General features: G+C 48.8%; 19 protein-coding genes. 17 read left to right on the top strand and 2 right to left on the bottom strand.

Going from position 1 to position 20,706, the window contains the following annotated elements:
• Positions 1-45: 45 nt before the first annotated feature.
• From MHI38_RS28525 to MHI38_RS28500, 6 genes are all read left to right on the top strand, one after another.
• On the top strand, positions 46-2,100 hold the full coding sequence (locus MHI38_RS28525) for a hypothetical protein (RefSeq protein ID WP_341181996.1): 2,055 nt from the start codon (positions 46-48) through the stop codon (positions 2,098-2,100).
• A gap of 34 nt (positions 2,101-2,134) precedes the next feature.
• Positions 2,135-2,887: a vWA domain-containing protein gene (locus tag MHI38_RS28520; protein WP_090921050.1), complete on the top strand. Its 753-nt coding sequence runs from the start codon at positions 2,135-2,137 to the stop codon at positions 2,885-2,887.
• Positions 2,888-2,897: 10 nt separating this feature from the next.
• Positions 2,898-3,740 (top strand): protein phosphatase 2C domain-containing protein, encoded by an 843-nt coding sequence (locus MHI38_RS28515; RefSeq protein ID WP_341181995.1) that lies wholly within the window; start codon positions 2,898-2,900, stop codon positions 3,738-3,740.
• A gap of 207 nt (positions 3,741-3,947) precedes the next feature.
• Positions 3,948-4,754, top strand: a complete 807-nt coding sequence (locus MHI38_RS28510; RefSeq protein WP_090921046.1) for an SDR family oxidoreductase — start codon at positions 3,948-3,950, stop codon at positions 4,752-4,754.
• A 229-nt stretch (positions 4,755-4,983) separates the two neighbouring features.
• Entirely contained in the window at positions 4,984-7,512 is a 2,529-nt protein-coding gene (gene hrpB / locus MHI38_RS28505) for an ATP-dependent helicase HrpB (RefSeq protein WP_341181994.1), read from the top strand.
• Positions 7,513-7,876: 364 nt separating this feature from the next.
• Entirely contained in the window at positions 7,877-8,485 is a 609-nt protein-coding gene (locus MHI38_RS28500; protein ID WP_090921042.1) for a general stress protein, read from the top strand.
• 205 nt (positions 8,486-8,690) lie between these two features.
• Here the strand turns inward: MHI38_RS28500 and MHI38_RS28495 are convergent, their stop codons facing one another.
• Positions 8,691-9,068 (bottom strand): YidH family protein, encoded by a 378-nt coding sequence (locus MHI38_RS28495; protein WP_341181993.1) that lies wholly within the window; start codon positions 9,066-9,068, stop codon positions 8,691-8,693.
• A gap of 69 nt (positions 9,069-9,137) precedes the next feature.
• Between MHI38_RS28495 and MHI38_RS28490 the strand changes: the two genes are divergently transcribed.
• From MHI38_RS28490 to MHI38_RS28470, 5 genes are all read left to right on the top strand, one after another.
• Positions 9,138-10,319 (top strand): acyltransferase family protein, encoded by a 1,182-nt coding sequence (locus tag MHI38_RS28490; protein ID WP_186809548.1) that lies wholly within the window; start codon positions 9,138-9,140, stop codon positions 10,317-10,319.
• A gap of 194 nt (positions 10,320-10,513) precedes the next feature.
• A complete protein-coding gene (locus MHI38_RS28485) occupies positions 10,514-10,888 on the top strand; it encodes a helix-turn-helix transcriptional regulator (protein WP_090921036.1) in 375 nt (124 codons plus the stop codon).
• A 2-nt stretch (positions 10,889-10,890) separates the two neighbouring features.
• Positions 10,891-11,907 carry a Gfo/Idh/MocA family protein gene (locus MHI38_RS28480; protein ID WP_154886312.1) on the top strand — a complete coding sequence of 339 codons (1,017 nt, stop codon included), beginning with the start codon at positions 10,891-10,893 and terminating at the stop codon, positions 11,905-11,907.
• A gap of 296 nt (positions 11,908-12,203) precedes the next feature.
• Positions 12,204-13,463 (top strand): MFS transporter, encoded by a 1,260-nt coding sequence (locus tag MHI38_RS28475; protein WP_186809547.1) that lies wholly within the window; start codon positions 12,204-12,206, stop codon positions 13,461-13,463.
• Positions 13,464-13,552: 89 nt separating this feature from the next.
• The gene (locus MHI38_RS28470; protein ID WP_261769160.1) at positions 13,553-14,311 is read left to right on the top strand and encodes an ArsR/SmtB family transcription factor; all 759 of its coding nucleotides are present in this window, start codon (positions 13,553-13,555) and stop codon (positions 14,309-14,311) included.
• Positions 14,312-14,514: 203 nt separating this feature from the next.
• On the opposite strand, the gene MHI38_RS28465 is transcribed toward MHI38_RS28470, so the two are convergent.
• Positions 14,515-15,081: a TraR/DksA C4-type zinc finger protein gene (locus MHI38_RS28465; RefSeq protein WP_154886310.1), complete on the bottom strand. Its 567-nt coding sequence runs from the start codon at positions 15,079-15,081 to the stop codon at positions 14,515-14,517.
• Positions 15,082-15,281: 200 nt separating this feature from the next.
• Here MHI38_RS28465 and MHI38_RS28460 point away from each other — a divergent pair, with 200 nt between their 5' ends.
• The 6 genes from MHI38_RS28460 to MHI38_RS28435 all read left to right on the top strand — a co-directional run bounded on the left by MHI38_RS28460 (position 15,282) and on the right by MHI38_RS28435 (position 20,241).
• Positions 15,282-15,659 (top strand): DivIVA domain-containing protein, encoded by a 378-nt coding sequence (locus MHI38_RS28460; protein WP_154886309.1) that lies wholly within the window; start codon positions 15,282-15,284, stop codon positions 15,657-15,659.
• Positions 15,660-15,700: 41 nt separating this feature from the next.
• Positions 15,701-16,150: an Rrf2 family transcriptional regulator gene (locus MHI38_RS28455; RefSeq protein WP_154886308.1), complete on the top strand. Its 450-nt coding sequence runs from the start codon at positions 15,701-15,703 to the stop codon at positions 16,148-16,150.
• A gap of 17 nt (positions 16,151-16,167) precedes the next feature.
• Complete coding sequence (locus tag MHI38_RS28450; protein ID WP_090921023.1) at positions 16,168-16,665, top strand: metallophosphoesterase family protein; 498 nt, start codon at positions 16,168-16,170, stop codon at positions 16,663-16,665.
• Between the two features lie 276 nt (positions 16,666-16,941).
• Positions 16,942-17,862: a TIM barrel protein gene (locus tag MHI38_RS28445; RefSeq protein ID WP_154886307.1), complete on the top strand. Its 921-nt coding sequence runs from the start codon at positions 16,942-16,944 to the stop codon at positions 17,860-17,862.
• Positions 17,859-19,031 (top strand): Gfo/Idh/MocA family protein, encoded by a 1,173-nt coding sequence (locus tag MHI38_RS28440; protein ID WP_154886306.1) that lies wholly within the window; start codon positions 17,859-17,861, stop codon positions 19,029-19,031. Before MHI38_RS28445 ends, MHI38_RS28440 begins: the two co-directional genes overlap by 4 nt.
• A 112-nt stretch (positions 19,032-19,143) precedes the next feature.
• Entirely contained in the window at positions 19,144-20,241 is a 1,098-nt protein-coding gene (locus MHI38_RS28435) for a Gfo/Idh/MocA family protein (RefSeq protein ID WP_154886305.1), read from the top strand.
• Positions 20,242-20,706 lie beyond the last annotated feature (465 nt).

The raw sequence follows: 20,706 nt of genomic DNA, 5'->3' as shown, positions 1-20,706 counted from the left end.
GTTTTTGCCGCAACTATGACACAAAAAACAGAGAGAGGGATGAGCATGTCTTTTCAACCGAATCCCGGCGATGAAGTGGTGATTAATGATATTGCCTATACGATTGGTCAACATCCGGCTGCACCGGGGCTTGCTTATGCCCAAGCGGGAAGGCAAGGTATAGTTTATCAATTGATTCCCCGGACGGGTACCATTCATGGGGCAAAAGCACTAAAAGTATTTTTTCCAAAATTCCGTATCCCGGCTATGGTCTATCAGTCCGAGCATATGGAGCCATATAGTGAACTGCCAGGCTTGCGGGTATGCAAGCGTGAAGTGCTCACTCCGGAAAGAAACGGAGCGCTTATTGGAGAACATCCCGATCTGTTATATGCAGTACTGATGCCTTGGGTACAGGGTCTGACCTGGTTCGATGTGATCAGTGATCAAAAGCAGCTGACAGCGGAGGAAAGTCTGCAGTTGGCTAGAGCACTTGCAGGTACAGGTTCTGCAATGGAGCAACGTGGACTCGCACATTGTGATATGTCTGCTCCGAATGTAATGATTCCGTTTTTTTCCGAAGTGCAGAACTCGGCCCTGACTTCTGCAGTTGAACTGGTTGATGTGGAGCAGATGTACGGCTCCAAGATGGATCGACCAGATGCATTGCTTGCTGGTTCACCTGGTTACGCAGCCCATCGAACGGTACACAGCGGCTTGTGGAGTTCTTATGCAGATCGATTTGCCGGAGCTGTTATTATCGCCGAGATGTTATGCTGGTCCGACCCCGCCATAGTAGAGAAAGCTTGGGGAGAGAGTTATTTTGATCAACATGAGATGCAGACTTCGAGCGAGCGTTATTTCGCGATGCGCGGTTCCCTTGAGAATCGCTGGGGCTCCAAATTATCAGATCTGTTTATCCGGGCATGGGAAAGTCATGATCTGAGCAGTTGTCCAACGTTTGGGGAATGGTACATTGCCCTTGCGTCTGTGGACACCCAGCAGGCTGAAGCCTTTCTGGCTGCTCTGGAAGCGCCGCAAGAGGATGTAGCAGAATCTTCAGAAACTGATGTGGTTGCCACGCCAAAAGACTCCGAAACATCAACGAGTGTGAAACAAGATGCTAAAGCTGGAAATACATCGAATTCAAAACAATCTCCGGACCAGGAGGCCGTTGTAAACCGGCTGTTTTTACAAGCTAGAGCGCTGGAGGATGAAGACAAACCAGCAGCGGCCCTTGAGGTTTATCGGTCACTGTATCACTTCATTCCGGATAACAGTGCGATGCAGCTGGAAGTAGAGGCCGCGATCAAGGAACTGGATGCCAAAATCAACTCAAACACGGAGAGTACTGAGCCGGTAGTGATTCCATTCTACCGTTCCAGAAAATTCATGATCTCCTCGGCAGTGCTCATTGTACTGCTTGCCGGGGGTGTACCCACAGTTAAAATCCTTGCCGATCAGGCCGAGGTTAAACAGCAGGAGGCTGCTCGTATAGCCGCAGCAAAAGCGGCAGAAGATGCGGAAGCCGCCAAACTCAAACAGGCAGAAGCCGAAAAGCAAAAGGCTGCAGAAGCGGCAAAGCAGGAAGCTGATGCAAAGAAAAAGCTTGCTGAGGCTAAACAAAAGGAAGCGGAAACGAAGAAACAAGAGGAAGAACGTAAAGCCTTGCAGGCTAAATACGAGAAGCAGGCTAAATATGAAGCTTATCTGGCGAAGCAGGAGCAACAGAAAAAAGAAGCAGCACGTAAGGCACTGCAAGCAAAATACGACCAGCAAGCGAAGTATGAAGCTTATATAGCGTGGAAAAAAGAAAATGACGCCAGAATTGCAAAGGAGAAGGCTGCTGCCGAAGCCAAACGTAAGCAAGAGTTGGCTCAGAAAGAAGCTCTTAAGAAAAGACGGGCTCAAAATGTCGTGACACTGATTGCAAGCTATAACAAGGCGTACAATGCACAAATAGGAAGAAAAACGGACAGCGCTCTTTCGTATGCTCGCGATTTCAAAAACCTATATAATACGGACGCTTCGTATTTTAAAGGTGTAGGTAAAGTGGCGGCACGGATGAGTGCGATCAACAAATTTTTGAGTAATTCCAAGTACTCACTGCCAGATTTATAAATCTATATTTAATAATAGAGGTGACACACTCTAGATGAACTACACAATTCAAGCATCGCAACGTACACCTGCACTTATTATTTATTTAATTGATATTAGCGCCTCCATGAATATGGTTCTGGACAATCGTCGCCGGATTGACATCGTTTATGATGCTTTGTCTTTGGCGATCCGGCAGATGGTATTTCGTTCAACCAAAGGAAATCGGCTGACGCCGCGGTACCGAATTGCTATTTTGGCCTACAGTGACGATGTATATGATGTATTAAACGGGATTAAAGGAATCGATGAGGTTGCGGCTGTAGGTTCTTTGCCTGATTTGACGCCTCGACGTTTCTCGGACTCCGCAAAAGCATTTTTGCAGGCAGAGAAAATTTTGCAAGCAGAAATACCTAACATGCAGGACTGCCCTGCACCACTCGTATGTCATATGACCGATGGTGTTGCGACTGGAGAAGACCCGGAGCCGATCGCCAAGCGCATTATGGGCATGAGTGTGCCGGATGGCAATGTTTTGGTTGAAAATATATTTATAAGTGATCATCTGCTGGAAGCTCCGATTGCAGAGCCTAGACGCTGGAAGGGGATCTCACCAGAGACAAACCTGCAAGACGAGCATGGGGAGAAGTTGCGTAATATGTCATCCGTGCTGCCTGAAAGCTATCGCGAAATGTTGGTGGAGGCAGATTATTTGCTAGCACCAGGCGCACTCATGATGTTGCCTGGTACTTGTGCAGAACTGGTATCCATTGGATTCCAGATGTCTGCTGCAACACCTGTAAGATAGGAGGGGAATCATGCGAGCAATGCGTATGGCAACATTGTCTGCCAGTGATCGAGGGGGACATGCAAAGCAGCAACAGGATAATTTTCGCTATGTAAGCATTCAGACTGGAGAACAGCCGTTAACTCGTTACCAAGGCAAGCTGAAATGCAGATACGGATATGGACGTGCAGCCGAAACCGTGAACCAGGGTGACGCAGGGCAAGACTTTGTTGCGATTCGCATGCAAGGTAATGTCTGTCATTTTGTATTGTGTGATGGAGTTGGCATGAGTTATCTGGGTGATTTTGCTGCGCGTTTTCTCGGTAGTGCGCTACTGGAATGGCTGGAAACGACGTCATCATTAACCGCTGAAGGGGTCGAGCAGTTTCTGCAAAGTCTAACGGGTTCCGCATCTGAACAGTTAGAACAACTACAGCCCATGGATACCTCGCCTCTTCTGCTACGGGAGGTATTGATGGAAAAGCGAAGCCAAGGAAGTCAGGCCATGTATGTATGCGGACGCATTGAACTCACATCTGGAAGACGGAAGAGCCGAGTATGGCTGGCATGGCAAGGAGATTCCAGAATCCGGCTCTGGCGTAATGGACAGGAGCAGTCGGAACAATTCCAAACACATTGCAAGACCAATGAGCGTTGGTCTACACGAGAAGGCTCCATAGGGGGGAGACCCCATGTTTTCGAAATGAAAGGTGCAGGAAGTGAATCATTTCGCCTTCAACTGTATACAGACGGACTGAATGATCTTGATGCCATTGGTACATACATCCCGGATGAGCATATTCAAGTGTTGCTGGATGCCGCCCATACCGGCGGACTTGAGGATGATGCCGCTTTCATTGAACTGGAGTGGTGAACACGCCCTGTAACGAGGATCGTTTTCTGAGATAGATCTACGTGTGGCTGGTGCAGATCGTCAGTGTATGTAACTGCCTGAAAAATGAAAAAAGTTACGAGTGTTGATTTAAAAGCTGCTCGTTTTGGGTAATCTTGTGAAGAATTGATTGAAATAAAATCAGATTAAATCTTTACATAATTTCCAAGACGAAGGAGTGGTTGGGCTATGACACAACACAGCAGCAGATCACCATTTCAAGGTAAGGTGGCTATCATTACAGGAGCTGGCTCGGGAATCGGCAAGGCCACGGCACTCAAGCTGGCGAATGAAGGGGCGCATGTAGCGTTGTTCGATCTGGTGAATGATCGGATTTCAAAGACAGAAGCGGAGATTAATGCGAACCATGAAGGGGCTGCACGAGCATTCGATGTGGACATTTCCGATCCGGCGCGGGTTGAAAAGGCTGTACTGGAAACGGTGGAATTGTTTGGAGGACTGGATATCGTTTTTGCTAATGCGGGCATTAACGGGGTGTCTGCTCCAATCGAAGAAATTCAGGTACAGGACTGGCAACAGATTATTACGACGAACCTGAACGGCACATTTTTCACCGTAAAATATGCTCTCCCACATCTGAAAAAACGCGGAGGCGGTAGCATTATTATTACGAGCTCGATCAATGGGAATCAGCGTTTCTCCAGCTTCGGTATGTCGGCGTACAGTACGTCAAAGGCAGGACAGGTTGCTTTTGCCAAGATGGCGGCTTTGGAGCTGGCGAAATTCAAGATCAGAGTCAACGTAATCTGTCCAGGTGCGATTGCTACCAATATTGATCAAAGTACGATCAAAACAGATGACCTTCAGGACATTATCATCCCGATGGAATTCCCGGAAGGACAGCAGCCACTCGCGGATGGACCAGGACAGCCCGAGCACGTTGCGGATCTGGTTAGCTTCCTCGCTTCCGGCGCATCCAAACATATTACTGGAGCCGAGATTGTGATCGATGGTGCGGAGTCTCTGCTGAGCTGATCGGGTAAACGATGGGGACGTAACTGGATAAGACAGTAACCGTTATTCGCAGATGATTACCCCACAAGCTGAATGTTAGATAATTGAATGAGTTTGGGTAATATCCATAAGTTATGGATGTCATATAGTCGTTCCTTCGGGACGGCTTTTTTTGTTATAATGCTAACATTCGAATACTGAGTTTATAGAATGATATCGAAACGTTAAGATATGCATTAGGAGCGATGATATGTACACTGATTTACCAATACAAGCGATTATTCCGGAGGTACAGCAGCTGTTCCGTGACCAGGATACGGGTGTTTTGATTGCTGAACCGGGCGCCGGAAAAACAACGGTTGTGCCGCTGGCGATGCTTGAACAGCCTTGGCTGGATGGCAAAAAAATCATTATGCTGGAGCCGCGGAGACTCGCTGCTCGTTCAGCCGCGTCGAGAATGGCAGCAACGCTGGGTGAAAAGGCAGGACAAACGGTCGGATACCGCGTACGAATGGATACCCGGGTAAGCCCGGCTACACGAATCGAAGTGGTCACTGAGGGTGTATTAACACGTATGCTACAGCAGGATCAGGGACTTGAAGATACGGCAATGATCATTTTTGACGAGTTTCATGAAAGGCACCTGCACGGGGATTTGGGACTGGCTTTGGCGCTGGAATCGCGGGCCATGTTGCGTCCGGATCTGAAGCTGCTGGTCATGTCGGCAACGCTTGACCCGGAACCGGTCTGTCGTATGCTGGGCGAAGATACACAAGTTGTGCATTGTAAAGGCCGTACGTTTCCGGTGGAAACGAAATATGTCGCGAAACCTGCCGCAGTTGAAATCGAGAGCTGGACGGCTCGTACCATCATGCGGGCATTGAGTGAAGAACAGGGGGAGGTTTTGGTTTTTCTTCCCGGGGCGAGAGAGATTCATCGTACGGAAAGGGAACTGTTGCAAGCATCTCTTCCTCCGCAGGTCCTTGTACATACGCTGTATGGCAGTATGTCTGCCGAGAAGCAGGATGAAGCAATCCGGCCTGCGGCGGGTGGCTGGCGCAAGGTTGTGCTGTCCACTTCTATTGCGGAGTCGAGTCTGACTCTTCCGGGTGTAAAAGTGGTCGTGGATGCAGGACTCAGCCGGGCGTCGGCTTTCTCGCCAAGGACGGGCATGAGCCGGCTTGTCACACAGCCGGTCTCCAAGGCGTCCGCTGACCAGCGACGCGGACGTGCGGGGCGTATTGCCCCGGGGGTGTGTTACCGGCTATGGAGCGAGGAGGCTCATAGCGCGTTGCCTGAAGCAACACGCCCGGAGATCACCTCCGCGGATCTTGCGCCGCTGGCGCTGGAGCTTGCCGCGTGGGGGGTCCAGTCCCCAGCTGAGCTTAGCTGGCTGGACACCCCGCCTGATGCGGCTTACGCTCAGGCACAGGCGCTGCTGCGCCAGCTGGGCGGCCTGGACGACGCAGGCCGCCTCACGCCCTTTGGGCGGCGGATGAACACGCTTGGCGTTCATCCGCGGCTGGCCAGCATGTTGCTCCGCGCGGCGGAGCTTGGGCTGGCCAGCTACGCCAGCACGCTGGCGGCGCTGCTGCAGGAGCCGGCAGGCCTCCGCAGCAGCAGCGGAAGTGCTGGCGGCGCGGGCACGGACTTGCGCCCGCGCGTAGAAGCGCTGCTGGCCGCAGGCAGCAGCGGGGGGCCGCCAGCGGCGGCGGCTGGCGCAGACGGCGCTGCCGTGCGGCGCATGTTGCAGGAGAGCCGCCAGCTATGCTCGGCGCTCGGCAACGCGGCGGCCGATCCGGTGCGGCCGGATGAGGACAGCTGCGGGTTGCTGCTGTCCTTTGCGTATCCGGACCGGATCGGGCAGCGCCGCGAGGATGGCCGCTATCTGCTGAGCAGCGGCCGTGGGGTACGGCTCGCGGGGGCAGAGTCGCTGAGCCGTTCCGCCTATCTGGTCGCAGCCGAGGCCGACGACCAGGGGGCAGATGCGCGTATCTTGCTGGCTGCGCCAGTGCAGGAGCAGGCGATGCTGCGTGCCGCGCAGCATCTATTGCACGAGGAGGTGCTGGTGGCTTGGGATCGCACGACTAGAAGTGTGCGGGCACATAAGCGGCAGCGCATCGGAGCAATAATGATCAAGGAAAGCATGATTGCACAGCCACCGGAAGATCAGGTGCTGGAAGCACTATTGTCGGGGATACGACTGGAAGGGTTGGACATCCTGCCGTGGAGTAAAACATCGCGCCAACTTGCGGAGCGCATGCGTTTTCTGCATCTGCACATGCCAGACTGGCCTGATCTGATCGAGAATCATCTGACGGATGAGCTGCAGGAACAGCTTGCACCATATCTGGCAGGAATGCGGTCGGCCGCTGATCTGAAGAAACTGTCCATGCATGATGTACTTTTAGGCGGACTTAGCTGGGCGCAGCGGCGGCAGCTGGATGAAGAGGCGCCTACCCACATTCAGGTTCCGAGTGGTTCCCGGATTCCCGTGGATTACAGCAATCCGGAAGATCCGATCCTGGCTGTTCGATTACAAGAGATGTTTGGACAGCAAGAGACCCCTCACATCGGGGGCGGTCGCGTTCCGGTCACGTTGCATCTGTTATCTCCCGCGCAACGCCCTGTACAGGTTACAAGAGATTTGGCGAACTTCTGGCGTGAGACCTATTTTGAAGTGAAGAAAGATTTAAAAGGGCGATATCCGAAACATTACTGGCCGGATAATCCGCTTGAAGCGATCGCAACGAATCGTGCGAAACCGCGAACAACCTGATAATCAGGTTGTTCATAATCTACAGAAGTCAAACTGAACATGTCTATACCTACAGTCTGATGACAGAATAACCCTGCGGAACGCTGTATTCTCGCCTTGTCTTGTACGCCCTCTTGCAAATCCAGTAGGCCGGGAGAAATATATGCATCAGACGCAAATTTCATTTTGAGCGGGAACATCCCCGCAGTATCGCTGTTTCAGTTTTTTCTCTGGAGTCTTTCGTCATTTTTTGTCTCCAAAGGTATTCGGTCTTTTGGCTCAAATTAGTATTTATGCATATGATCATTAGCCCAGAGACGTTTGAAAGAGAGAATGACGGGTAATAACATAGCGAACCACTCAAATCCATGAGGAGGTATTCACTATGAAGAAGAAAATCGTAGGTGTGTTTAATACAGAGCGTGAGGCATCCGATGCGATTGAAAGTTTGAAAGCCGAAGGATTTACATCGGATGAGATATCTGTCGTAACGCAGGACAGAGATGAGCTGAAGGCTATTCGGGAAGAGACAGGCACAAAAGCGCCAGAGGGTGTAGCAGCAGGTGCAGCCACAGGCGGTGTGCTTGGAGGTGTAGCAGGTTTGCTTGCTGGCATTGGTGCACTGGCTATTCCGGGGATCGGCCCGATTCTGGCTGCAGGACCTATTGCCGCAGCATTTACAGGTGCAGCTGTAGGTGCAGGAGCCGGAGGATTGGTTGGTGGACTTGTAGGACTGGGTATTCCAGAAGAGGATGCGAGACAATATGAGGAGTATGTGCAGCATGGTAAAATTTTGTTGCTCGTTGACTCATCGGATCGGGATAGCGCGGTATACGATGTGTTTAACCTTAACCGTCAGACTCATTCCAACATCGATCCTGTGCATGGTGAAGATGTGAATACTGCTGATGCCCGTCCAGATCTTGATATGGAAGAACGACGGATGGAAGCGCAGACCAAAGCTGCTCGTTTCGGCAATAACACCTTTTTGTAAAGACTGAACGCCATAGAACACATGCTAGCTCATTTGAATGAGCGTCTTTGAAAAAAGGATGATGCATGTGAACGATAACATGGACTGCAGCCGGTCTCCGCTGAGGAGGCCGGTTTTTGTCCTCATACGAGATTCGGCTGTATACAGGTTGTAATTGGTTCGTACTTAGTTTGTAATTAAGATCCGAATATTGTTTTTCACCTTGTCAGACAGGGAATAACAATACATACAGCAGCACCGCAAGCGCGAGGCCAATCACAAGCAACAGGAGACTGAGAAAGGTGATAAGTCCGGTAGTGGTTTGGAAGGTCTGCTCATTAATCTGTGTGCGTTTACGGTGGTAAGCAATGGCTGAACAACCAATGACGGCAATGCCACCAAAGAGAGAAGTGATTCCCGTGATGATGGCAGCAAGATGGGCAATGCGGTCATAGGTGGTTGAATGAAAACCGAAACCGGCGGCAAGGAAACCGATCCCGGCCATTGCAATGCCTGTGCGCACCCAGGCGAGAAATGTACGTTCGTTAGCCAAGTGTTGTTGAACCGTTTTGGATTCAGGGATTCTGGATGATTTGTCAGACATTCGTTTTACATACCTCCAATGGATGGTTATCGTTTTTTATTTGATATTGCAAGAATTAAGAAAGGTAGGTTGAGTGATTTGCCTCGCAAAGAACGAATTACTGAAATCGAAACATTACGGGGCTTGGCCTTTGCAGCGGTTGTACTACAGCATTCAATTGCTCATTATTCGTTGGTTCCGCAGGCTGGACTTCAAGATGGTGTCGTGCTTGCCTTGTTACTGATGTTAGCGAAGTTTGCTGTGCCACTTTTTATATTTATAACCGGGATGGTGCTGTTCTACAACACAGGTGATAAGCTCCATTACGGCCAGTTTATGCGAAAAAGAGTCATGGATGTCATCTTGCCTTATGTGGTCTGGTCTCTTATTTATTTTATACTTGCCCCGCGTAACTGGGCAACATTCGGCTGGCAGGACATTCCGGACCTCGCTCTGAAGCTCGTGACGGGTAAGACGGCTTCACATTTCTGGTACATCATTATGCTCATTCAGTTTTACGTGTTTTTCCCGTTATTTTTGCGTGGTATTCGGTACGTGGTTCATCGTTACCAAGCCAAGGGGCGAATGCTCGCACTGCTGGGTTCAGGCGTCTTATTTCTGGTTCTATCCGATCAATTAAGGAATATTGCCGGATGGATGGAGCGGATGCAAATCCCCGTGCTGACAGATGCTTTTACAACCTATGCAGACCGTAATTTCATCTATTTCTTTTTTTATTTTGTACTTGGTGCTGCGGCAGGACTTTCGGTACAGCGCTGGAAAGAATGGATTAATCGGTTGCGCTGGGTCTACTGGTTGGTGTTTATGATCTTGGGTCTACGGTTTATGTATCTATTAATGCTGGAGTTTCAGAAACCCGAAGGAATTCAAATCCGTTTTTATACCGTCAGCCTGATCAGGCCGGATATGATTTTGTTCCTGATTGCTTCCATCATGGTCATGTACCAATTAGCCAGTAAGCTTCATCACCATCGCGTTCTTTACTGGCTAGGATGGATTGGCGGTATGTCGTATGGAGGATATCTGATGCACATGCTGGTGCTGCGTTACAGTTACATTCCAGACGAATGGTTGTACGTGGCGTGGGGCTGGAATCCTGCGATACGCACGATTGTCACTTGGATTGTAGCACTGACCGCATCTTGTGTGCTGACCTGGCTGATCTCGCGTTTTAAATGGGGAAAATGGATCGTAGGCGTTGTACCGAAACACACCCATGTCAATAAAACACCTGTTCCGGTCCAAAAATGATTATTTCATCATATGAAAAATTCACAATAATAAAAACTGTGCTTACTTACATCAGCACTCCTATATCCAAATTCTTTATCCTGCTTACTCTCCATAACAACACGTTACAAGAGTGAGATCAGGATCAAGATGGCAGGATCAGAACATATGTTTTATAATGAGAGATAGACAGGTTCTGACAGGAGGGAAAGCGCATGGCTTTTATGATTGCACAGCGGGCATTTATCAAAGTTTATCTGATCACGATGGTGGAGCAACATAGAGGTTATGGTTACGAGATGCTGGAAGCGATGAAGCAAGAATTCAAAGATTACGGATATGTACCACCCCAAAGTGAGGTATATCGGGCATTACATGAGCTGGTACAACAGGGCATCTTTTATCGAACCAAAAAATTAAAGGGAAACGACCCCAAAGTTGATTTCCAGGAAATTGTTCTTTATCACTTTACTGATGATGGGGCGGCCAAAGCAGAGTTATATAAGAAACAGGTGAAAGCTGATCTGGATCGTTGTCTTGGCATTTTGCACAAGGCAGAAGCGGATAATTACGGTACGAAAGGAAGATGAGCATGAACAGACCTCTGCAGTGGGGTGTACTGGGAACTTCAACGATTGCCAAAAATGCTATTATTCCTGCAATTCAGCAGTCTGAACGGGGTGAAGTACTGGCGATTGCCAGCCGTTCCAAGGAAAAGGCTGAAGCTCTGGCTGAAGAGATGGACATTGTCAGATCCTATGGCAGTTATGAGGAACTTATTGCTGATCCGGATATCCAGGCCGTCTATATCCCGTTGCCAAACCATTTGCATCGAGAGTGGACGATTAAAGCTGCCGAGGCAGGAAAACATGTGCTTTGTGAAAAACCTGCCGCGCTGAATGCAAAGGAATCGATAGAGATGATTGAGGCATGTGAACGTCACGGGGTATTGTTCTCCGAAGCGATTATGTATCGATATCATCCGAAGCACAGACGGGTGCAGGACATTATCGAGAGTGGCGAGATTGGAACGGTCAGAGCGATCCATGGTAATTTTACATGTAATACCGCGGATGACAAAGACAATGTGAGATTCAAAAAAGATATGGGCGGAGGCTCCATTTTTGATCTTGGCGTGTACCCCATTTCGGCTGCCCGGATGTATCTGGGACAAGAGCCGGAGGCCGTTACGGTTCATGCCTTATTTTCAGAGGAGCATGATGGCGTCGACATGATGGCTTCAGGTCTGATTGAGTTTCCGAACTCGGTCGCATTAACCTTTGATTGCGGCATGTGGGCATCAGGACGGGCCGAGATGGAGATTCTCGGAACGGAAGGACGTATTGAGCTGCCTAAAGTGTTCGGCTGGGAGAATAGCGATATTCCGCCTCAGATCATCATTCATACGGATTCCGTCAGCCGGGAGGAACGAGTTTCGGTATCCAACTCCTATGTGCTTCAGGTCGAAACATTTGCAATGGCAGCTCTTGAGGGAGAGGCGTTGCCATTCGGTCCGGACAACACCGTTTTGAACATGCGTGTGATTGATGCCTGTCTGGAATCTGCGCGCAAGCGTCAGCGGGTGCTGGTGGATCGTAGTCCGATTTAAGCAACTGCTACAGCTGTAGTGCAATGACCTCCAGACTTTAACCTTTATTTAGGCTGTACATTTAAAATCAGGCATGATACAGGACTCCATCGATGACGATGAGAGTCTTTTTTGTGTGGTTATGCAAAGGCCATTCAGGATGGAGAGTTAAGCCTGATATTTGTATAGATATTCAATATTAAAAATATCCTTAAGGAACAACGTTAAAAATATTTTCACGTTTGTATTGATTTTTGCATAAACTTCGTTAAAATAATATTAACATGAAAAATATTTTAACGTCGAGGAGTGGAACAATGATGAACGAGGGTGCTGTCGCGGGGAAACAAGGTTTGGGAGAATTGATTCGAATCAGGCCATATATGCAATTTATGTTGAGTAAAATGGTGTCCCGCTTTGGGGATTCCATCGATTCGATTGCATATAGCTGGATGGTGTATATTTTAACCGGCTCCAAGGTACTGATGGGCACACTTCTAGCCGTTAACTTTTTACCGAATATTCTGTTTGGGCTGTTCGCTGGGGCATTGGTGGATCGATTATCTCCGAAAAAAGTCATCGTCATGACGAATACCGGACGCGGAGTGATGGTTGGACTCACAGCACTTTTATTCGCCCTGGGGCAACTTGAAGTGTGGCACTTATTTGTATTTACGGTTCTGAACTCCTTGCTGGAATGTTTCACGTCACCTGCCGAGGTGTCCAGCGTTCCCAGGTTATTGCCTCAGTCCATGTTGCTTTCAGGTAACGCGATGACCTCTTCAGCCACTCGATTGGCTGAACTGGCGGGGCTAGCCGCGGCAGGCGCTTTAATTGCAACCGTAGGTATTGCGTGGACTATCTGGATTGACGCCGCGTTGTTTGCACTAAGCGCAATCTTGATGAGCCGGGTGGACTATCCAGAATGGATGTCACCGCGAGCAGTGTCATCTGGCGTCAAGAGTCTGATCTCCGAGATGGCGGAAGCTTTTCATTTTCTACGTAAACATGCCTTGTTATTCGTCTCTTCCGTGTTATTCGCTTGGGTTAACTTCTGCCTGATGCCATTTAATGTGCTACGTACACCTTACGTGATGGAAACACTGCAAGCAGGTGCTTGGGGATTAAGTCTGCTTAGTGGGCTTTTAGTTGGAGGGATCGTGCTTGGGGGTCTGTGGATGTCACAACAAGGGACGCATTACCGTAAAAGCGTGCTGGTTATCTCCGGCATTGTTATGCTTGGTTGCGGATACGCCATGACTGCACTTCCGGCTTATATGACGTCATTCCAGCTTCCAACGGCAGGTGTGTTCTGTCTGCTTATGGGTTTAGGTATACCGCTTGCTACAACGCCGCTCGTTTCATATCTGATGGAAGTGACGCCTTCACATATGCTCGGAAGAGTGTCTGCGCTGCAAAGTATGCTGGTCCTAAGTGTTTCACCAATCGGTAGCCTTCTGTCCGGTGTTCTGGCCGACTGGTTTTCGATGCCGATCCTGTTCATTGTATTTGGCGTATTACTGGGGTTGTCTGCGATATTACTTCTTACCAGCAAAAGTTTTCGGCGGGAGATGTAAGTGTACGTCCTTTTGACCGAAGTCCTGTCTGAACGGTATAATATAGGGAACGAAGGGCAGGCAGGTACCCCGGAAATGAGGACTCGGATATGCAGCAACATAAAGTGCTCTCAACAATTGAAGAGATCAAAATATATTCTGATCCATACCGGATACAGATTATGAATATGTTTAACCGTCAGGGCAGACCTTCTACCGTGAAGGAAATTGCAGATCTGATGGGAGAAGTGCCTGCGAAGGTGCATTATCATGTGAAAAAACTGGAGAAAATCGGTCTTCTAACCATGGTATCCACTCGGGAAATCAACGGCATTATCGCAAAATATTACGAGCCCTTCTCGGGTGAAATCCACCTTCGTCACAAGGATGAAGAGGATGAAAATTCACCGCTGAAGCAGGTTTTTCGCTCCGAAACGCTAAAGTTGTTGAACGAAATGTTCGAACAGAGCCGCCAGCGCTTTATGAATCATGCAGAGCATGATCGACAGGAGAAACGTTTTATCTCGGATATGACGCTCTACGCTACGGCGGATGAAGTAGAGGAGCTATATCAGCAGATTGTAGAGCTGTGCAAACCGTATTTAACCAAGGATGAACAGAAATCAGACCATCAGGTTTTTCAGCTGTTCACGGCACTGTCCAAAGAGGCACAGGTTGCGTCGCATTCTGATTCTGGAATTAAGAAGAAAAAGGCAGTTTCGGCTGGGCAGAAAGAAAAAGAGTCTGCTTCCAATGCATCTACAAAGGCATCGAAAACATCCGAAATATCAAGTACGGCGAAAAAATCGAAACCTGCTGTCAAACGGAGAGCCTCAGAACCTAAGGCCTTTGATTCTACAGATGAATAGCTGATCAAGATCGAAATGAAACATGATAGTTCTTTCAAGTGTGAGGCGCAGGACGGACCAAATGTAGACGTATGATAGTCGATTCATTCATTTTAGGAAGAGAGAACAATCGGGTAGCATGGAGTTACAGCAAAAAAGCCGCCAATGGCGGCTTTTTATTATCATAATGCGATAGGGCTGATTCCATCCGAGTCGATGTTACTTTACATGTTCTCGTCGTAATCCTTCACCTCTCGTTTGGCGGCCATCGCGGGGGAATTGGATGTACCATAGTCCTCTACGGCTTCCCATGCTTCTGCATGGTCAAACTTGCCCGCGTTACGCTGTCTCACTTCCCCGGCACCACTCGGTGGCATCGTCATGACCTCTTCCTCAACAGGACGATCATTACTTACGTCCCGGTTTGGAGTATCATCGATGCAATAGGCGGTATAAGGTATAGCTTGCAAACGTTCAAAAGGGATCTCTTTGCCACATGTAACACAGGTTCCATATGTACCCTCATTCATACGTTCGAGGGCTTCATTGACCTGATTAAACTCTTCGGTTAGTGTATCGTCGATTGCGAGGTCACGGCTGCGTTCAAACGTTTCTGTTCCCGCGTCTGCCGGGTGATTATCGTAAGAGGAGAGTTCGCCTGTAGAATCTTTTAACGACTCTGCTGGTGCGCCATCCTCCATACTGGATTCAAAATGACGTTGCAGATCTTCACGCTGCTCCAGCAGGGCTTGCTGCAATTCTTTACGTTGATCTTGGGTTAATGTACTCATAAGGACATGCTCCTTTCCCGCTTGAGGGGGTGTAGTGACTTCTTACCCTAAAAGCAAGTGAGGCAATCATTTTGCACGGGAGAGGGCGGTTTCGTTTTATATCTGATGCATTATGTGTTATAAAAAATAGAGAGAGAATTGCCGTGTGTTCTTTTCGAATGAATGGAACCGCTGCTCGGCTATAATGGAGGGTTGTCAAGATGGATGAACATATGAAACGAAGATTGGACAAACAGAGACAATTGTTCAAACAACTGGGTGTACAGCTGGATGCTTTATCAATTCATGAGAAACAGTTCAATTATAAACTTCGTGGTTATGACCCGGACGAGGTAGATGCGTACCTGGATCTGGTGATTAAGGATTACGAGCGCTTTTATGCGAATATTGCGGATTTAATGGATAAATGGCAGGAACAACAGTTGACCATTCGTGACCTCAAAAATTCGGTCAAACCTGTCGAAGACCCGAATAAGATTGATCGCAAACAACTGGATGACATCGTGAAGCAACTGGAGTATACTGTGCGACAACTCAAAGTCAGAGCACGTCCTGAAAAGGATCTGTTTATGGAATAAGGCTGGAACATCCGGGATTATATTAAAAAAGGTGGTTAATCATGAGTACTCATTTTTCGGTCAGTGTGCATTGTTTGTTGTTACTGTCTCTCAGCGCGCCTGAACGAATCACGTCTGCTGAAATTGCGGGCAGTGTAAATACCAATCCTGTCGTTGTCAGACGTATACTGGGAGGGCTGAAAAAGGCAGGATTAGTCAATTCTTCACCAGGCACTCGAGGGTTTTATTTGGCAAAGCCAGCGAGTGAAATTACACTTGCCATGGTTTATGAGGCAGCCAAGGATGAAGGACCATTGTTCCCGATTCATGGCAATTGTAATCCCAATTGTGAAGTAGGCCTTCAAATCGATGGACTGCTGACCAATCTGTATCAGATTGCTGAATCTAAAGTGGAGCAGTTCTTTGCAACGATCACGCTTGAAGATATGGAGCGTACCAGTACCGAGCGGATCCAGGCTTCACAATTAGAGGCGAATCAGAAGTCGAACTAAGGGAAGGCGGTAATCACATGAAAATCATTGTTATCTCCGACACGCATCTACCCAAAAAAGCAAAAACGTTACCCGCACCATTGGTTGACGCATTGACTAGCGCAGATCTCATTCTCCATGCAGGGGACTGGTCAGACTGGAGTGTGTATGAACTGCTAAGCCATTACGCTCCGGTCGAAGGTGTAGCTGGTAACACGGACCCATCCGAGATTGGGGAGAAGCTGGGTTTCTCCCGAATTGTTGAAGCGGAAGGATTACGGCTTGGACTTGTGCATGGTCATCGTGGATCAAACGGAACAGAGCAGAACGCCATTCAGACCTTTGCTGGAGAGCAACTGGATGCGGTAGTCTATGGACATTCCCATATTCCGGTGATGCATACCGTAGATGGTTTACTTGTATTTAATCCGGGTTCACCCACGGACCGCCGGTTTCAGAAGCGATTTTCGTTCGGAATCATGACGGCAGAAGATGGGAAATTGCAGGCCGAACATGTTTTTTTTGATCGTGAATAGATCGTGTTTGTATGGACAAGTTGGCTTGGATAACGATAGAACAACATTCCATATAAAAGGTGTCTCTGAACAGAAGTCATTTCTGATTTAGAGACGCTTTTTTGTTTTTGGAGGATGATTTTGACGTGAAACGTTATCTCTGAATGGGGAATATGTGCGGTTTGTTATCTGTCATTCATCTGTTTGCGTTATGCTCTATGGCAGTGATCGAGAGAGTGATACAATGCGTTTACGACATAAAATGAATGCGTTTACATAAAGGGGAGGTTCAAGAACATGAAACTGTCCATATTCACTGTTGCTGTCCCTGACCTGGATGCTAACGAGCTTGCTTCCGCAGCGGCGGCAGCGGGCATCGCTGGAATCGAGTGGAGATATCGCGGCATACCGGAGGATGCGTCGGCTGAACAACCTTCGTTCTGGCGGAACAATCGGTGCTCCATCGATCCGGACAGATGGCAGGAACAAGTTCCTGTTTTTCGGGAAGCAGCTGAAGCCCATGACAGAAAGTCTATCGCACTTGTGCCATATCTCAATTGTGGAGACATGGTTGCAACCGAGCAAGCATTCCAGGCCGCATCTACACTTGGCGCTTCGATGATGCGTGTGGGTGTTCCGGGTTATGACCGGAGTACAGCTTATCCCGAGTTATACGGGAAGGCCGTTCGTTATCTAAACGAAGTTCAGGATATAGCGAAACAGTATAACGTTAAGGCTGTTATTGAAACGCATCATCAAACGATTGCGCCAACGGCTTCTCTAGCCTATCGTCTTGTACAATCTCTTGACCCGGAGCATGTCGGGGTACTCTATGATCCGGGCAACATGGTGCACGAAGGGTATGAAAACCATCGCATGGGACTTGAACAGCTTGGTCCGTATCTCGCCCATGTGCATGTGAAAAATGCAGGGTGGTACAAGAAGAATTCCGGGGACACATCAGATGCGAGATCGTTGGTTGGAAGCGGCGGCTCTGAACAATCACTAAGCACGTCATGGGAATGTCACTGGGCTCCGCTGACGGAAGGTATGGTGGACTGGGTGCAGATGGTACGTGATCTGAGAGCAGTTGGCTATGACGGTTATTATGGCATCGAAGATTTTAGCGGAACTTTGGATTCCAGAGCGATGTTACAGCATTTTGCAGACGTTTTTGCAGAAATTGAGCGTCGCGTAAACGAGGAGGAGCAAGCATGAGTATCGTTCGAGTAGCGGTCATTGGAATTGGAAATATGGGGGCATCACATGCCAGAACATTGGTGGCTGGAGAAGTACTGGGTGCAGAATTAGTAGCTGTATGTGATGTGAGAAAAGAGATGGAGAGCTGGGTAACGAGTAACCTTCCGTCTACCGTAACGTATTGGCAGGATGCGGAGCAGATGATGTCCTCGGGAACGATCGATGCCGTCATTGTTGCCACGCCACACTACGATCATCCCGAACAAGCGATCCAGGCGTTCCGTCATGGCCTGCATGTAATGATCGAAAAACCAGCAGGTGTGTATACAAAACAGGTACGGGAGATGAACGAGGCTGCCGCGGCAAGCGGTAAAGTGTTCTCCATCATGTACAATCAGCGGACCAATCCGCTGTACATTAAGCTACGTGATCTGATTGCTTCAGGTGAGCTTGGTGAGGTGCGGCGCACCAACTGGATTATTACGAACTGGTATCGTTCTCAGAGTTACTATGATTCCGGCGGCTGGCGTGCAACATGGGCAGGCGAAGGAGGCGGTGTGTTGATTAACCAAGACCCGCATCAGCTGGACTTGTGGCAATGGACGATTGGCATGATGCCTGTGCGTATGCGTGCCTTCTGCGCCTTCGGCAAATACCGGAACATAGAAGTGGAAGATGACGTGACTGCCTATGTGGAATATGAAAATGGAGCGACCGGTGTGTTTGTAACCACCACGGGTGAAGCACCAGGAACCAACCGCTTTGAGGTCAGCGGCGACCGCGGTAAGATCGTCATCGAAGACGGACAACTCACCTTCTGGCGCTTGCGCGAATCGGAACCAGAGTTCAATCAACGTTTTACCGGCGGATTCGGACAGCCGGAATGCTGGAAATGCGATGTGCCAATTACAGGCATTGAGACAGGTCATCCAGGGTTAATCCGCAACTGGGTTGATGCGATTCGAACAGGGGCACCATTGATTGCTCCCGGCCAGGATGGTATTCACGGCTTAACGTTATCCAATGCGATGTTACTCTCCACTTGGACGGATAACTGGGTTGATCTGCCGATCAATGAAGACTTGTTCTATGAGCACTTGCAGGAGCGGATCGCCAATTCAACTACGAAGAAAGACAAAGCGTATGCGGGCGGTCAGCCTGCCGATCTGAGTCAGACCTTTAAATGATGATATAGATAAGTTCAACTACAGATTTACACGGGACACTCCGATGACCTTTGAACTTCAAACTTGATCTATATGCGTTTATGAATATAACTTTTAAAAAGGATGGGATAACATGGCTAAAGACGGAATGTTCTATGCACCCAAAAGTGTGACAAAAGAAGTTGTGTGTCAACCGGGAGAGTTCACGATCGCAGCTGTAGCATTAGATCACGGACATATCTATGGTATGGTTGGCGGTTTGCTGGATGCTGGAGCTACGCTGAAATGGGTGTACGATCCAGACTCGGCTAAAGTAGATGCATTCCGTAAACAGTTCCCTCAGGCGCAGGTAGCCGCATCGGAAGCGGAAGTACTCGCGGATGAAGAGGTGTTGCTGGTAGCAAGCGCAGCTATAACATCAGATCGCGCACCACTCGGCATGAGAGTGATGGCGGCTGGCAAAGATTATTTTACGGACAAAGCCCCATTCACCACGATGGAGCAATTAGACTTGGCGCGTGAAGAAGTGAAGCGTACGGGCAAAAAATACATGGTGTATTACAGTGAACGCTTGCACGTGGAAAGTGCCATCTATGCGGGACAGCTCATTGAACAAGGAGCCATCGGCAAAGTAGTTCAAGTTATGGGTACAGGACCACACCGCTTGAACGCGGGCGGAAGACCAGATTGGTTCTTCAACCATCAGCAATACGGCGGCATTCTCTGTGACATTGGTAGTCACCAGATTGAACAGTTCTTGACCTTTGCGTCGTGCAGTGATGCACAGGTAGCATTCAGTCGGGTCAACAATTTCAATCACCCACAGTTCCCTGAACTGGAGGATTTCGGTGAAGCTTCCCTGATCGGTGATAACGGAGCATCCGGCTACTTCCGCGTAGACTGGTTCACACCGGACGGCCTCGGCACTTGGGGCGATGGACGTACCGTTATTCTCGGTACAGACGGTTACATCGAGCTGCGCAAGTACATCGACATTGCACGCGAGCCGGAAGGGGATCAGGTGTATCTGGTTAACCATGAGGGTGAGTTCAGATACAACGTCAAAGGCAAAGTCGGTTATCCATTTTTCGGTCAGCTCATCCGCGATTGTCTGGATCGTACCGAGACTGCTATGACACAGGAGCATGCATTCAAGGCAGCAGAGCTGTGCCTGATCGCCCAACATAAAGCCATGAGCGAACGCGTAGTGTGGAGTGTCGGTGGCAAGTAAGGTTTAGGAGTTGGGAGTAAGATTTTAGGTATGAGGCAGTAAGCCTTTAATATAAGTCAGAGCAGTCCCATTGTAACTGTAGGTATGCTTGTTAGTTCGTACTAACAAACGACGCGCGGTTGAGGGACTGCTTTTCTCTATTGACGACTTCGCAGATGGAACAAATTGGGTTATATTAGATGTAGTACGCATATGAGTTTGAAATGAGAGGTATATACGAAGTTCGTAGATATATCGGACTTAGCTAAATGTCTGGGACACTGTGAATGCAATAACACTTCTATAAACTCAACAATCGTAAAAAACACAATTATATGCAATTCGAAGTGGTTGATCTCCTCGTATAACAATATATTAATACATCAACACCTTCGGCCCTCAGTTCGCGAGGAGTAGTAGCAAGGGAGTGGAATCAGCGGCCACATCCTCATCGATTAACCGCTTCGCGGTCGGTTGCTGGCGTTG

It is taken from the genome of Paenibacillus sp. FSL K6-1558, from assembly GCF_038002565.1.
GTDB classification, from domain to species: Bacteria; Bacillota; Bacilli; order Paenibacillales; family Paenibacillaceae; genus Paenibacillus; species Paenibacillus polysaccharolyticus.
This window is presented reverse-complemented; position numbering and strand designations above follow the sequence as displayed.

Coding starts and splice junctions, on each gene's coding strand:
- MHI38_RS28525 (WP_341181996.1), top strand. CDS start 46: ATGTCTTTTCAACCGAATCCCGGCGATGAAGTGGTGATTAATGATATT.
- MHI38_RS28520 (WP_090921050.1), top strand. CDS start 2,135: ATGAACTACACAATTCAAGCATCGCAACGTACACCTGCACTTATTATT.
- MHI38_RS28515 (WP_341181995.1), top strand. CDS start 2,898: ATGCGAGCAATGCGTATGGCAACATTGTCTGCCAGTGATCGAGGGGGA.
- MHI38_RS28510 (WP_090921046.1), top strand. CDS start 3,948: ATGACACAACACAGCAGCAGATCACCATTTCAAGGTAAGGTGGCTATC.
- hrpB (WP_341181994.1), top strand. CDS start 4,984: ATGTACACTGATTTACCAATACAAGCGATTATTCCGGAGGTACAGCAG.
- MHI38_RS28500 (WP_090921042.1), top strand. CDS start 7,877: ATGAAGAAGAAAATCGTAGGTGTGTTTAATACAGAGCGTGAGGCATCC.
- MHI38_RS28495 (WP_341181993.1), bottom strand. CDS start 9,068: ATGTCTGACAAATCATCCAGAATCCCTGAATCCAAAACGGTTCAACAA.
- MHI38_RS28485 (WP_090921036.1), top strand. CDS start 10,514: ATGGCTTTTATGATTGCACAGCGGGCATTTATCAAAGTTTATCTGATC.
- MHI38_RS28480 (WP_154886312.1), top strand. CDS start 10,891: ATGAACAGACCTCTGCAGTGGGGTGTACTGGGAACTTCAACGATTGCC.
- MHI38_RS28475 (WP_186809547.1), top strand. CDS start 12,204: ATGATGAACGAGGGTGCTGTCGCGGGGAAACAAGGTTTGGGAGAATTG.
- MHI38_RS28470 (WP_261769160.1), top strand. CDS start 13,553: ATGCAGCAACATAAAGTGCTCTCAACAATTGAAGAGATCAAAATATAT.
- MHI38_RS28465 (WP_154886310.1), bottom strand. CDS start 15,081: ATGAGTACATTAACCCAAGATCAACGTAAAGAATTGCAGCAAGCCCTG.
- MHI38_RS28460 (WP_154886309.1), top strand. CDS start 15,282: ATGGATGAACATATGAAACGAAGATTGGACAAACAGAGACAATTGTTC.
- MHI38_RS28455 (WP_154886308.1), top strand. CDS start 15,701: ATGAGTACTCATTTTTCGGTCAGTGTGCATTGTTTGTTGTTACTGTCT.
- MHI38_RS28450 (WP_090921023.1), top strand. CDS start 16,168: ATGAAAATCATTGTTATCTCCGACACGCATCTACCCAAAAAAGCAAAA.
- MHI38_RS28445 (WP_154886307.1), top strand. CDS start 16,942: ATGAAACTGTCCATATTCACTGTTGCTGTCCCTGACCTGGATGCTAAC.
- MHI38_RS28440 (WP_154886306.1), top strand. CDS start 17,859: ATGAGTATCGTTCGAGTAGCGGTCATTGGAATTGGAAATATGGGGGCA.
- MHI38_RS28435 (WP_154886305.1), top strand. CDS start 19,144: ATGGCTAAAGACGGAATGTTCTATGCACCCAAAAGTGTGACAAAAGAA.